This window comes from Pleurocapsa sp. FMAR1 (assembly GCF_963665995.1).
Taxonomy (GTDB): domain Bacteria; phylum Cyanobacteriota; class Cyanobacteriia; order Cyanobacteriales; family Xenococcaceae; genus Waterburya.
Genome location: NZ_OY762512.1, coordinates 492,117 through 505,075, shown reverse-complemented (window position 1 = coordinate 505,075; position 12,959 = coordinate 492,117). Strand labels below are relative to the sequence as shown.

Below are 12,959 nucleotides of genomic sequence, written 5' to 3'. Positions count from 1 at the left end.
TATTTAGTTTTTATTTTGAATTAGTAACTTTTCTGCAACAGCAGTATTCAAAGCAAACTATCTTCTCAAAGTCAACTTCTCCTGTGTAACCTCAGTCTGGTAGCTGAGGTTTTTTTATAGCAATACCAACTGGGCTTAGGACAATATAAATCGTGAATCTGATGTCATAATCTAAAAACGCACTGCTATATATACTTAAAAAGAGAAAATCGGTACACGTAAATTGTCTATTTTGTCTGCAAGGACTCTTAGAAATAAAGCAGATATTATTATATTATTCGTGTGTTACTAGATGATGTGAAGTACGAATCCTGAAGATTGAAGAGATGAGCGATCGCTTTCAAGAATATCCTATCATTCAAGGTTAACTGAGAAACCATTGTAACGACTCATAGATTTTTCTACCCCTTCTTTCAAGCTTAGTTCTATCGCCTTTATTCCTGCATATAACACTTCTTCAATAGCTGGAATTTCTTGGGGAGCAAACTTACCTAAAACATGATTTATAGTTGTTTTCTTACCATCAGATTTACCAATACCAATTCTTAAACGGGGAAAGTCTTTGACTCCCAAATGAGCAATAATTGACTTCATCCCATTATGACCTCCAGCCGAGCCCGATAGACGTATTCGTAATCTGCCAACAGGTAAATCCAGATCGTCATAGATAACCAATACAGATTGAGCCTGGATCTTATACCAGTCTGTCACGGCTCTTACTGATTGTCCTGAGCGATTCATATAGGTTAGGGGTTTGAGCAAACGAATTTTTGCTCCTCCTGGTGTAACTCCCTCAGCAAATAAACCTTGAAAACGTTTGTTTTCTTGCAACGGCATTTGCCAAGTTTTAGCTAATTCATCAACTGCTGCAAAGCCAATATTATGCCTAGTGCGATCGTATTTTGGTTCAGGATTACCCAAACCAATAATTAGTTCAGGAAAAAGTGCAGTTGAATCGGAAGTCACAAGATTCTTAACAAGGGATGAATGATAAAGGATGAGGATTTTAAAAAAAACTATCTCTCATCCTGATAAACAAAAGTTGAGTAAGTGATGTCTAACTCTTATTTTAAGTCTAGTTTGATTGAAATAAAGTTTCTAAATAAACTCTGGCACAGGCGCGATAGTTTTGAGATGATTCAGTGGTTTGCCCATTGTTGTTTTGCAACAGGAACAAAGATAAAGCAGCAGCAAAAACGCGGTCTTGATCCCAATGAGGATGAGTTTCGAGATAGTTCTTTAACGACAAATGGAGTTCTTCAGGGATTTCCGCCGAAATAGTTACATTTGAGTTCATAGTTGGTAAACTGCTCCAGTTTATATGATTTTTAATGGGACACGAGGACTGTTTTCAAATCTAAAAAACAGATGCGCTTGCGCGCTTAAGGAAAGCTTTTAATTTAAAAACAAAGCTAAAAAATAGCTTTGTGTATTATATAGCTTTACACAAGTAGCTGTTGCTCTTTTGTTTTAGAGAAGACTTGTGGTTCTTCAAGTGGATGTTGATACATTGTCGTCTTAAAAGGGGGCTATTTGTCAATGCTACAAAATATTACGAGATTTGTTAAATCATTATTTTACTTACGTAAACATAGGTATTTAAGCCTGCTTTTTGTTACTTTACTTTACAAACCTGCTTTAAGAAACAGTTAATATTTGGTAAATTTATCAAATCCCCTATTTCAGACTCAAGACTTTATTGCTGCGTTACGACCTGTGGAAAAAGCTGGGTAAAATGTGGATAACTATAAAAAGGCTTGGGGAAACAGTGGGGAATTTATGGGGTAAAGTAGTCCCTAAAAATAAGAAATAATAACTTTTCCTTGACTTTTTGAGAAAAGTAAAAAAGTACTAATTAATGAACAATAAACAGTAATCATGTTTTTTGTTCTTTCCACCATTTTGCAGCCAGGAAGCTTATTTCTTGGGCTTCAGTATCTGACATTCGCTTAAGATGACTTAAAACCAGGTTCATTCTACCTAAAGAATGTAGACGATCGCGATGACGTATCAGAAAATCCCAGTAAAAGAAGTTAAAGGGACAAGCTTTATCTCCAGTGCGATCGCTTTTATTGTATTGACAACCGCTACAGTAATCGCTCATCTTATTGATATAGTTAGCCGAGGCTGCATAGGGTTTAGAAGCCAAGACACCGCCATCTGCAAATTGTCCCATGCCAATGACGTTGGTTTGCATTACCCAGTCGTAAGCGTCAATAAAAGCACTATGAAACCAGTTTTCAATCTCCTGGGGAGAAATTCCTGAAATGAGTGCAAAGTTGCTTAACACCATTAATCTTTGAATATGGTGTCCGTAAGCTGTATCCTCTATCTGAGTTAGAGTTTGGCGTAAACAGTTCATCTCTGTTTTGCTAGCATCCCAAAAAAACTCTGGCAAAGGGTGGTGATGTTCAAACCAATTGCTTTGGCTGTAGCCTTCAGGTTGGTGGTAATAAATACCGTGCATATATTCTCGCCAACCCATTACCTGACGGATAAAACCTTCTACACAATTTAAGGGCAATTCCTGTTGATAATAGGCAGTTTCGACTGCATCAATTACTTCTATAGGTTCAAGTAAACCTAAATTTAAATAGGGGGATATTAAGCCATGCCACATAGTATATTCTCCTGTAATCATGGCATCTTGATATGTACCAAAATTGGGCAAACATTCTTGCACAAAATGAGCCAAAACTGCTTGAGCTTGTTGTCTAGTTACTCCCCAATTAAAAGGTTCAATTTTGCCGTAGTCGGAAAACTTTTCTTGTTTTACCCAATCAATTACTTCTTGGGTAATAGCATCAGCTTTAAAAGTTAAAGGTTCAGGTGTTTGCAGATTTTGCTTGGGTGGCTGACGGTTATCTTTGTCATAATTCCACTTGCCACCAATAGGTTTTTTACCGTCCATCAAGATGTTAAATCTTTTTCTGCCTTCTCGATAAAAATCTTCCATTAGCAGTCTTTTACGAGACTTTGACCAAGTGATAAACTCATCTTTACTCCACAAAAAATGATTATCGGCTAAAAACGTTATTGCACAATTCAAATCTAAGTTTTGAATCAGTTTAAAAAAAGGGCGATCGCAGGGACTAGTTATCTGTAACTCAGTAATCTGATTTTGTCTAATCCATGCTTGTAAAGGGGTGGCAAAATCAGCACTAATTTCATAACTTACCTGCCAGTTATCTGCCTTTAATTCGGCGGCAAAATGACGCATTGCTGACCAAACTAAAACCAACTTTTGCCGATGATATGGTCGTTGTCTAACATAGTTACTAGACTCAATCAAAATTACTGGCGTTTGCTGTTTACGATCTTGATTATTTTGTAAAGTTAACTGCTTTGTTGTCAGGCGATCGCCTAATATCCAAATTCCGATTGTCATATTTAAAGGGATAAGAGATAAGAAAAGAAATTTATCTGTGACTTTGGCAGCGAATCAGGATTATACTCAGGCGATCGCCTTACTCAAGCAACATAAACAACAAAAAATTAAAGTAAAAGTGTAACAATATTTACCTAAACATTACAGATTATTACTTTGTTTTTAATAAAGGAGACTCTGGTAGTGTCAATATTTTATCTTCAGTATTGGTAGATCAATTTAAAATATCTATCAAATTAGATAAAAACTTTGTTGTCAAAATTAAGGAGAGCTCAATGCTTGACGCTTTTTCCAGAGCCGTAGTAAGTGCAGACAGTAAAACTGCATGTATCGGTGGTGAAGAACTACAATCTCTAAAAAACTTTATTTCTAACGGAAACAAACGCTTAGACGCAGTTAACACTGTTGCTAGTAACGCAAGCTGCATCGTGTCTGACGCTGTTGCTGGGATGATTTGCGAAAACCAAGGCTTGATTCAAGCTGGTGGTAACTGCTACCCCAACCGTCGTATGGCTGCTTGCTTACGTGATGGTGAAATCGTTCTTCGCTATATCACTTACGCTATTCTTTCTGGTGATGCTTCTGTACTAGAAGATCGTTGCTTGAATGGTTTGAAAGAAACTTACACTGCTCTTGGTGTACCTCTTCAATCCACTGGTCGCGCTGTTGGTATCATGAAAGCTTCTTCTTTAGCTCACATCAACAACGACAATAGTGAAGAATATGGTGGCAAAAGATTCCGTAAAATGGAAATGAAAGATGGCGATTGTTCTGCAATCACTTCTGAAGCTGCTAGCTACTTCGACAGAGTAATTTCTGCTCTTAGCTAGGCATCTTTTGGCTTAGTCTCAATGCTCATAAACTTTTTGAAGCATTGAAAATATACCATACTTCGATTAAAAGCAATTCAGGAGATATTTAAAAAATGAAATCTGTTGTAACTACAGTTGTTACCGCTGCTGATGCTGCGGGACGCTTTCCCACTAGTTCTGACCTAGAGTCAGTTCAAGGTAGTCTTCAGCGCGCTAGCGCTCGTATGGAAGCTGCTGAAAAACTAGCTAACAACCTCGATCAAGTTGCTCAAGAAGCTTATGATGCAAGCATCAAAAAGTATTCTTACCTTAATGAGGAAGGTGAAGCTAACTCTACTGACACCTACAAAAGCAAGTGTCTTCGCGACGTTAAGCACTATATGCGTCTTGTCAACTACTGTCTAGTAGTTGGTGGAACTGGTCCTTTGGACGAATGGGGTATTGCTGGACAACGTGAAGTATATCGTTCTTTGAACTTGCCTACTGCTCCTTATGTAGAAGCTTTGACTTTTGCACGTAACCGCGGTTGCGCTCCTCGCGATATGTCTTCTCAAGCTTTAGTTGAGTACAATGCTCTTCTAGACTATGTAATTAACTCTCTTTCCTAAGAGATTAATTGATAGTTTGATTTTAGAATAAACGGATAGTATTCCTGTTTATTAAATAGTGGCTTTAGGTCTGTTGCTTTGACTTGTATTAGTTTGAGTGTCAGTCTTAAAGCTTCTGTTGTTTATATAGTATTTATTTTGTTGGTAAATGGACGCTCTATTTGAAAAGCTCAAACATCCTAACCCAAATTTGCGTAGCAAAGCTATGTGGGAAATAGCCGAAGCGAGAGACGAAAATACTATCCCTCGTTTAATGAGTATTCTCAATCAAGAAGATGTAACCTATAGAAGAGCAGCAGTCAAAACTTTGGGAGTGATTGGTGCAGATGTTGTTCCCTTGGTAGTAGATTCTTTGTTAAACAGTGATAATCCCACAGTACGCTCTAGCTGCGCCAAAGCTTTGGCTCAAATTGTGGTCAACCATCCAGATGTACCTATGCCCGATGAGGGTATTCAGGGATTGAAACAAGCACTTGATGATCCTAACCCTGTAGTAAATATTCCTGCGGTGATGACTCTTGGTGAAATAGGCTCTCCTGTTTTTGATTTATTAGTAGAAACTCTTCACACTACTGATAATCTCGCTGTGGGAGTAGCAATACTTAATGCTCTTGGTTCAATGGGCGATCCTAGAGGAGTAGAAGTATTGACGCAGTTTAGCAATGACAAATCAGCCGATGTCTACCTTCAAGAATCGGCAACTAGTGCTTTATCTCGTTTAGAAATGGTGATGAAATACAACAATTAAAATAACAATTATCACATATTTTACATAATGCTTTGACTACTTATATAGCATTATAATAAATACGTAAGCAGTTACGTAACTAGTTTTATATTTATGGATTTTTATTTTCAGGTTGGCAAATTGGCATTAGGTAGTCGCTTACGTCGTTTGAGTGAGATGTTGACAGAGGATGCCACAAAAGTCTACGACCTATATGAAGTTCCGTTAGACCCCAAATGGTTTCCTGTCTTTTATGTCCTTTCACATAAAGAGGAAGCATCAATTACAGAAATTGCGCAAATTATTGGTCATTCGCACCCGTCCGTCAGTCAAATTATCAAAGAAATGAAAACAAAAGAATTGGTAATTACTAACAAGAGTGCTGAGGATGCAAGAGTAAATATTGCCAAGCTTTCTAGTACTGGAAAACAACTTATCTCTAAAATTGAAAAGCAGTACCTCGACGTAACCAAGGCTGTTGAAGATCTTTTATCGCAAACACAGGATGATTTATGGAATATTATCGAAGAGGTTGAGTTTCTACTTGCTGACAAAAACTTTCTCGAGCGTGTCCGAGAAGCGCGAAAAGTTCGTGAACGCCAACAAATTGAAATTATTGATTACTCTACTAGGTTTCAAAAAAACTTTCAAGATTTAAATTATGAATGGATTAAAAAACACTTTGAGTTAGAAGAATCAGACTATCAATCTCTTAACAATCCAGATGAAAATATTTTGCAGCCTGGGGGACATATATATTTAGCGCGTTATAACAATGAAATTATTGGTACTTGTGCCTTGATTAAAGTGAATGACAATACCTATGAGTTAGCAAAAATGGCAGTCACAGAAGGCAATAGAGGCAGAGGTATCGGCTGGTTATTAGGGCAAGCTGCTATTCTTAAAGCACGTGAATTAGGAGCAAAAACAATTTTTTTAGAAAGTAATACAATTTTAAAACCTGCAATTAATCTTTATCAAAAGTTAGGGTTTCGGAAAATTGTCGGGCAACCCTCAGCTTATAAGCGTTGTAATATTCAGATGGAGCTTAAACTTGTCTGATACCATCGCTAATGAGCGTTATTTTGCTGGGGTAATCTATAATTTTTAATTATTTAATTTAACTCATGAAGCATTAAGTATTCAATTTTCTTGAGGCATTTGAGGTAATTAACAGGATCATTTTGGGAAAACTGAGAGTATGTTGAAACAATTACTTTCGGTATTTCTAGAATCTCGCTGTGAATTTTGTCAGCGTGCTACTTCAAAAACTCTTTGTGTATATTGTCAAAAAAAGTTAGCTAGTTGTCGCTTAAAAGAAGACTATCGCCTGTCATTAGCTGACAATTTACCCATCTTTGCTTGGGGTAAATATGATGGACAATTAAAAAGAGCGATCGCCCTGATGAAATATGATAATAAACCAGAAATGGGCAGAGTATTAGGGCAATTATTAGGAAAAGCTTGGCTGGAGAGTAGTTTAATTGAACCTCAGCCAAAAATGACCGTTGTTCCTATTCCTTTATATAGTAAAAAGCTTAAAGATAGAGGGTTTAATCAGGCGGAAATAATTGCTATAAGTTTTTGTCAGTTAACAGGATATGGTCTAAATACGAAGAGTTTGGTTCGGGTACGGGATACGCAAGCAATGTTTAACTTAAGCCCTGAAGACAGAGTTAAAAACCTCCACGATGCTTTTCGACTAGTAGGCAAATTACCTAAACATCCCGTTTTATTGCTGGATGATATTTATACAATGGGAACTACAATCAAAGAATCAGCTAATGTTTTGCAACAACACAATACTAGGGTGATAGGTGCAGTGGTGGTAGCAAAAACAATGAATAATAATTAATCATTAATATTATTTGAGTATTATAAAAACAATTATCTAATCATTTAGTTCAGGCGATCGCAATTTTTGCTCAAGCTATTTTAAAAGAATCATAATTTGAAAGCTATTGCTGTTAGCGGTAAGCCGTAATTAGGGTAACGGGATTTAAAGGCGTAAAGCGGGTTAGGTGATGTACTGGCATGGAACGAGATATCTGTAGCTGTAATAAGCGATATTGCCAGGAATTATTATTAAACCAGTTGATTGCTTGCAAGTGATGCTCAATAGTAGCAAATGCCATGACGATAATTCCCTTTTCTGTTAGCTTTTGACCGCAATAATTTAGAATATCAATTAAGTTTCCGCCACTGCCACCAATAAAAATGCGATTAGGATTGGGTAAATCCAATAGTGCTTTTGGTGCTTTGCCGTTAATACTGTTAATGTTATCGACTTTAAATCTCTGGCAATTTTTGGTAATTAAATTTGAACCCATACTAGTCTTTTCGATCGCAAATACTTTAGAGGTAGGACATAATCTAGCTATTTCAATGGAGACAGAACCTGTTCCTGCGCCAATATCCCATACCGTTTGCTTTGGCTGTAGTGATAATTCTCCCAGGATAGATAAACGAATTTCTTTTTTGGTAATTAGACTAGGGCGATCGCTAAAGCTTAGAAAACTACTATCAGGTAATCCGATTAAGGGCAAATTATTAAGTTCTAAATTCTCATTTTGTGTCTGACGCAATAGTATTAAAACATTTAGAGAAGCAAAATAATTATCGTCTAAATTACTTAATTCAACTACTTGTTCAGAGGAGAAATGATGTATCTTTTCTGCTATATCTCCCAAGTTTTCACAGATATAAAAACTATAGTTAAGAGGCAGGTCTAAACTGAGAAAAAGAGATGCGATCGCAGCAGGATTGTTATGACTATCCGTTAATAGGGCAATCTTCTCCTTTCCTTGCTTCAAAAGCTTAACCAACTCATCGGTACTTCGCCCATGAACGCTTATTGTTTGAGCATCTTGCCAAGGAATTTTTAGACGACTAAAGGCTAATTGAACTGAACTAACGTGGGGATAAAATTGAATTTGTTCGGGAAAAAACTTTTCTAATAACAATCGTCCTAAACCAAAAAAAAGTGGATCGCCACTAGCTAAAATAACAACATTATGTTCAGCCAAGTTTAGTTGTGCGATCGCCTCTAATCCTGTTTGAAGATTAGTTAGCTCTATTTTCTCTACTGCCTGTTCAGCAAAATAATTTAGATGGCGTTTGCTACCTGCCAAAATCGTAGCTTGTTCTACTATATTTCTAGCATTTAAAGTTAATCCTTTTTCACCATCTAAGCCAATACCAACAACGGCAATTACCATTTAATGATAATTAATAATTGTTCATTTAAAAATGCGATAGCCAATATAGACAACAAAGCCAACAACTGCAATACTAACCACACTGCTAACTACATGAAGTACTGCCCCTAAAATTGAAAATCCTAACCAAACTCCGCCAACAGCTACAGCAGCTTTGCCAGCTTTGGGTAAGGTGCTAAACCGTTCGTTGCCGTAATTAATCCAGCCTTTAAACCGTGTTGAAGGATCGGCTTCGATCTGGGGAAAAACCGTCTTGGTGCTAGACTCTTGAGAATCAGAAACAGTTTTTTGATTTAGTTCTGCTTCTAGGTCGTCTAACTTACTTTGTAAATCACGTTCTGAACTCATGATTATTTCTCTCGCTTTGATCTACTACTATCTTTTAGGGTAGCAAACAAAGTTTGATTAAGGCTGTAGAAATTTCCGCCTAGATAAGCTTATCTGTATTTACTAAGATATGATTGCTGACTACAGAGAAATGCTACTTGTGAAATATCAGTACTAATTACAGACAAAAACGTGGTGTAAGGTTAATGTTAAAAGCGATTTTATTTGATTTAGATGGTACTTTGGCTGATACTGACTCAATTCACTTTGCCGTCTGGCAAGATATATTAGTCAGGTTCGAGCTTGATATCGATCGCACTTTTTATCGCCAAAGAATATCTGGTAGAACCAACTCGAAGATAATTAAAGATATTATTCCCCAGCTAACTTTAGAAGAGGCTTGGAAACTGGCTACAGAAAAAGAAGAAACTTATCGGCGACTTGCTAATTCTCTGCGACCAACCCCTGGGTTGGATAGATTAATCCGTTTGACAGACACCGCCTCTTTAAAACGTGCTGTTGTGACCAATGCGCCCGAAGAAAATGCCGTTTATATGCTTAAAATACTGCGTTTAACAGGGACGTTTCCCACAGTGATTATGGCAAAGGATGCACCTCCAGGAAAACCAGATCCCGCTCCTTATAAGTTAGCTTTAAAAAGTTTAGGAGTGAAAAGCAAAAGAGCGATCGCTTTTGAAGATTCGCCAGCAGGTATAAACTCCGCAGTTAGTGCTGGAATCTATACTATCGGTATCACGTCTAGCTATCCTTCAGAGCATTTAATGGATGCAGGAGCAAGGATGACGATCGAAGATTTTAATGATGAGGTTTTGTGGAAATTGCTCGATCGTAAAATTTAAATATTTAACATACTGCGCTTTAATTCTAGTATTCAAGCTCAAATAGCAAACAGCAGCTGATAAATTAATGGTTTAAACTAGAAAATATCCAAGTTTCGATAAATCACTTAAATTCAGTGAATTTTGCTCAGTCAACTAGGTTTGCGATCGCTTCTTTCATTTTAGGTATATTTGCAACTGTATTTCCAGTTACAGCAATAGCAGCCGAAAAAATTACCTTTAACTTATCTCCTTTTGGTCAGTTTAATATCCAAGTTGATGACCTTGAAACCTTTGTAGATACTGGAGAAGTATCTTCTGAGCTTGCTTACTACCTTAATCGTTTACCTCCTCAGCAGGTAGAAAAATTACCCAAGCTATTGTCTACTCCTCTAGAAGTTAATCCTTTAAGCATCTCTAATTTTAGTAACTCGACTGTAGGCGAAGCAGTGATTAAAAACTTTGGTAAAGGTATTAGAGCCGATGCCAATATTAATGGTTTTTTTGCTCTTAGAGGCGCAATTATTGCTGCTGCATTTGATGATCGAGGATTAACGATTATCAACCTGCTGCGTCAATTTCCCTTAGAAACTGTATATGTAGATCCAAAGGTGATAGAGCAGTACATTAAGCGAGGATCGACGTTGCTTAAAAATAGAAAAGTACTCGATCGCGCTTTTTTAAATCATGCTCAAAACTCAGCCAGCAGCAAAGCTCAATCCGAACTTCAAGAGCTACAAATTCAAGGGACGTATACCTGGAATAAGCGTACCCTCAGCTATAAAAATCCTCGTCGCGACAGCAAGGGATACTTTGATCTATATCAGCCAAAAGTAAATCAGCTTGTTCCTTTAATTGTTATTTCTCATGGTCTTGCTTCCGATCGTCAAACATTTGCCTATTTAGGTGAACACTTTGCTTCTCATGGTTTCGCCGTAGCCATAGTTGAACATGACGATATTAGCTTAAATAAGTTTGATCGCTTTTTATCAGGCTCGACAAGATTTCCTGAACCTAATAATTTAATCGATCAGCCTTTAGATGTTAAATCTGTTCTAGATCGTTTAGAACAAGAATCAGCAACAAATCCTCGGCTGCAAAATAAATTGAATTTGCAAGAGGTAGGAGTACTTGGACAATCGATAGGGGGTTATACGTCTCTGGCGTTAGCTGGTGGAAAACTAACTGCCGATAAAATGGCTGAGGAATGTCAGCCAGAAAACTATCGAGATGTTTTGCTGGATTTATCTTCTCTAGCTAAATGTACTTTTGATGATCTAAAAGATTCTCACTATCAGTTACAAGATCCCAGAATTAAAGCGGTAGTTGCCATCAACCCCCTAGGCAAAATATTTGGTAAAGAGGGAATGGGTGCAATCAAAATTCCGACTATGCTAATTTCAGGAACTCATGATTTGATTACGCCTTCTGTTGATGAGCAATTAAAACCTTTTACCTGGCTAAATCGAGACGTTGATAAATATCTTGTGCTAGTCAAACCAGGAACCCACTTTAGTTTTTTGCAAGAAGGTTTGGGCGTTTTACCTGTTCCTGAAGGTATAGTAGGACCAAGCCCATCTTCAGCTTATCCTGGACTAAAAGCCCTAAGCACTGCCTTCTTTAAAGCTTATCTGGCTCATCAAGAAAAATATAAAAACTATCTCCAAAGCGATCGCCTAGATATATTAAGTAATGATGCGTTTGAGTTTTCTTTGATCCGTTCTTTAACTCCTACCAAACTTCAGGAGATAATTACTAATAATTGATTACTAAGTAGAGCGACATAGTTAAACTGAAAATAGAATTCTCCTAGTCCCCTAGTCCCCCAGTCCCCTAGTCAATCTATACCAAGGTTTGTTATTCCCTGCCTACTTAATGGGAATTCGTCTTCAAGCTGACCGACTTTTTCCGACTTAACCTGAGACAAAAACTCCCGACTTTCGCCGACAGACAAACTACGAAAATTTACATAAGCTGTAAGTCATACAAATAAAACACAGCTTTTGGGAGCAGTATGTACCAACCAACCAGAGATTTAGCGGGAGAAGTTTGTTTTCGTCCTAACTTTTTTCAAACCAAAGCCAGAATTAATTATTTAATTGATGAATATTTAAGTCCAGAAGAATTGGGCGATCGCTTAGAAGATTTACCCCGACAGTTTGAGAATCCCCAACCCCGACAGTGGGCTACTATAAATTGGCAGGATATAAATCCAGAACAAGTCGTTGGTCTTGAACTGGATGTTTTTTTGTCGATTATCAAAGGTGCGTTAGACACAGAAGCACCAATTAGGGATTACACCCAAACCAGTAGACAGTATCTTGAACCTATTCATCCGACTATGGCAAAATTTGTCGGCGGAGAGATCAACAAAGACGGCAAAATAATTGAATTAGGTTTATGGGAAAAAGAAGAGCGACTACATACTCCAGCCTTAGCTAAAATTTATCAGCAGCTTACCAATCAAAAAATTATTCCCCAACTGCGAACAGCTAAAAGCTATCAAGCCTGGGAAAATCCTTATCAAGATCTCTACAAACATGGACTGCACCGCGTAGCTACAGAGTACAGCGCAGCTTGTTTATATCTGTGGTTGATGTCTCACACTACAGGCACAATTCAAGAAATACTAGCAGAATTATTAAAGGATGAAGTTAATCATCTAGTTAAGTTTTGGGGGATGGGAATGTGGTTATATCCTCATGGTGCAAAACACCTAATTCAGTATCTTCTTAGCCAAATTCATACTATCTTACCTATATCCTGTGAAGTAAGTTTACAATCTCAGTTAAATTTGAACGAGAGGGGTGGCGAAGAAACCTCACCATGCCCGATCAAGTTGTTGAAATCAACCTTTCAACGTATGATGTCAGCTTTAGATTGGCAGTCTTGGTCAATCTTATCTAGAGGCGAATTAATTTACACTTTTATTTGGGTATTAAAACTTATGTGGCACTGGAGTAGCCAATTGACACCAGAATATTTACAATCATGCTGTGCAACCCCAGAATTTTTTGGGGAATAATAGTTTTGAGGATGA

At 37.4% G+C, this 12,959-nt stretch carries 13 protein-coding genes; 8 read left to right on the top strand and 5 right to left on the bottom strand.

The annotated features are described in order from the left end of the window. Positions 1–354: 354 nt before the first annotated feature. The 3 genes from pth to SLP02_RS02575 all read right to left on the bottom strand — a co-directional run bounded on the left by pth (position 355) and on the right by SLP02_RS02575 (position 3,388). Complete coding sequence (gene pth / locus SLP02_RS02585; protein WP_319419091.1) at positions 355–966, bottom strand: aminoacyl-tRNA hydrolase; 612 nt, start codon at positions 964–966, stop codon at positions 355–357. Positions 967–1,075: 109 nt separating this feature from the next. Further along, a complete protein-coding gene (locus tag SLP02_RS02580) occupies positions 1,076–1,297 on the bottom strand; it encodes a DUF2811 domain-containing protein (protein ID WP_319419090.1) in 222 nt (73 codons plus the stop codon). A 579-nt stretch (positions 1,298–1,876) separates the two neighbouring features. Beyond that, positions 1,877–3,388 (bottom strand): cryptochrome/photolyase family protein, encoded by a 1,512-nt coding sequence (locus SLP02_RS02575; RefSeq protein WP_319419089.1) that lies wholly within the window; start codon positions 3,386–3,388, stop codon positions 1,877–1,879. 275 nt (positions 3,389–3,663) lie between these two features. Between SLP02_RS02575 and SLP02_RS02570 the strand changes: the two genes are divergently transcribed. From SLP02_RS02570 to SLP02_RS02550, 5 genes are all read left to right on the top strand, one after another. Next, on the top strand, positions 3,664–4,218 hold the full coding sequence (locus SLP02_RS02570) for a bleomycin hydrolase (protein ID WP_319419088.1): 555 nt from the start codon (positions 3,664–3,666) through the stop codon (positions 4,216–4,218). Positions 4,219–4,313: 95 nt separating this feature from the next. Beyond that, positions 4,314–4,808: a globin family protein gene (locus SLP02_RS02565; protein ID WP_319419087.1), complete on the top strand. Its 495-nt coding sequence runs from the start codon at positions 4,314–4,316 to the stop codon at positions 4,806–4,808. Positions 4,809–4,956: 148 nt separating this feature from the next. Next, complete coding sequence (locus SLP02_RS02560; RefSeq protein WP_319419086.1) at positions 4,957–5,556, top strand: HEAT repeat domain-containing protein; 600 nt, start codon at positions 4,957–4,959, stop codon at positions 5,554–5,556. A 93-nt stretch (positions 5,557–5,649) separates the two neighbouring features. Further along, positions 5,650–6,597, top strand: a complete 948-nt coding sequence (locus SLP02_RS02555; RefSeq protein ID WP_319419085.1) for a bifunctional helix-turn-helix transcriptional regulator/GNAT family N-acetyltransferase — start codon at positions 5,650–5,652, stop codon at positions 6,595–6,597. Between the two features lie 139 nt (positions 6,598–6,736). Continuing rightward, a complete protein-coding gene (locus SLP02_RS02550; RefSeq protein ID WP_319419084.1) occupies positions 6,737–7,390 on the top strand; it encodes a ComF family protein in 654 nt (217 codons plus the stop codon). A gap of 112 nt (positions 7,391–7,502) precedes the next feature. Here SLP02_RS02550 and cbiE read toward each other — a convergent pair whose 3' ends face one another. Then, complete coding sequence (gene cbiE / locus SLP02_RS02545; protein WP_319419083.1) at positions 7,503–8,753, bottom strand: precorrin-6y C5,15-methyltransferase (decarboxylating) subunit CbiE; 1,251 nt, start codon at positions 8,751–8,753, stop codon at positions 7,503–7,505. A gap of 21 nt (positions 8,754–8,774) precedes the next feature. Beyond that, the gene (locus tag SLP02_RS02540) at positions 8,775–9,101 is read right to left on the bottom strand and encodes a hypothetical protein (protein WP_319419082.1); all 327 of its coding nucleotides are present in this window, start codon (positions 9,099–9,101) and stop codon (positions 8,775–8,777) included. Positions 9,102–9,286: 185 nt separating this feature from the next. Between SLP02_RS02540 and SLP02_RS02535 the strand changes: the two genes are divergently transcribed. The 3 genes from SLP02_RS02535 (at position 9,287) to SLP02_RS02525 (ending at position 12,944) form a co-directional block, all read left to right on the top strand. Then, positions 9,287–9,940 carry an HAD family hydrolase gene (locus SLP02_RS02535; protein WP_319419081.1) on the top strand — a complete coding sequence of 218 codons (654 nt, stop codon included), beginning with the start codon at positions 9,287–9,289 and terminating at the stop codon, positions 9,938–9,940. 116 nt (positions 9,941–10,056) lie between these two features. Then, on the top strand, positions 10,057–11,685 hold the full coding sequence (locus tag SLP02_RS02530) for an alpha/beta hydrolase (protein ID WP_319419080.1): 1,629 nt from the start codon (positions 10,057–10,059) through the stop codon (positions 11,683–11,685). A 248-nt stretch (positions 11,686–11,933) separates the two neighbouring features. Continuing rightward, positions 11,934–12,944: a ferritin-like domain-containing protein gene (locus tag SLP02_RS02525; protein WP_319419079.1), complete on the top strand. Its 1,011-nt coding sequence runs from the start codon at positions 11,934–11,936 to the stop codon at positions 12,942–12,944. The last annotated feature ends 15 nt before the right edge of the window (positions 12,945–12,959 follow it).

Coding starts and splice junctions, on each gene's coding strand:
- SLP02_RS02580 (WP_319419090.1), bottom strand. CDS start 1,297: ATGAACTCAAATGTAACTATTTCGGCGGAAATCCCTGAAGAACTCCAT.
- SLP02_RS02575 (WP_319419089.1), bottom strand. CDS start 3,388: ATGACAATCGGAATTTGGATATTAGGCGATCGCCTGACAACAAAGCAG.
- SLP02_RS02570 (WP_319419088.1), top strand. CDS start 3,664: ATGCTTGACGCTTTTTCCAGAGCCGTAGTAAGTGCAGACAGTAAAACT.
- SLP02_RS02565 (WP_319419087.1), top strand. CDS start 4,314: ATGAAATCTGTTGTAACTACAGTTGTTACCGCTGCTGATGCTGCGGGA.
- SLP02_RS02560 (WP_319419086.1), top strand. CDS start 4,957: ATGGACGCTCTATTTGAAAAGCTCAAACATCCTAACCCAAATTTGCGT.
- SLP02_RS02555 (WP_319419085.1), top strand. CDS start 5,650: ATGGATTTTTATTTTCAGGTTGGCAAATTGGCATTAGGTAGTCGCTTA.
- SLP02_RS02550 (WP_319419084.1), top strand. CDS start 6,737: ATGTTGAAACAATTACTTTCGGTATTTCTAGAATCTCGCTGTGAATTT.
- cbiE (WP_319419083.1), bottom strand. CDS start 8,753: ATGGTAATTGCCGTTGTTGGTATTGGCTTAGATGGTGAAAAAGGATTA.
- SLP02_RS02540 (WP_319419082.1), bottom strand. CDS start 9,101: ATGAGTTCAGAACGTGATTTACAAAGTAAGTTAGACGACCTAGAAGCA.
- SLP02_RS02535 (WP_319419081.1), top strand. CDS start 9,287: ATGTTAAAAGCGATTTTATTTGATTTAGATGGTACTTTGGCTGATACT.
- SLP02_RS02525 (WP_319419079.1), top strand. CDS start 11,934: ATGTACCAACCAACCAGAGATTTAGCGGGAGAAGTTTGTTTTCGTCCT.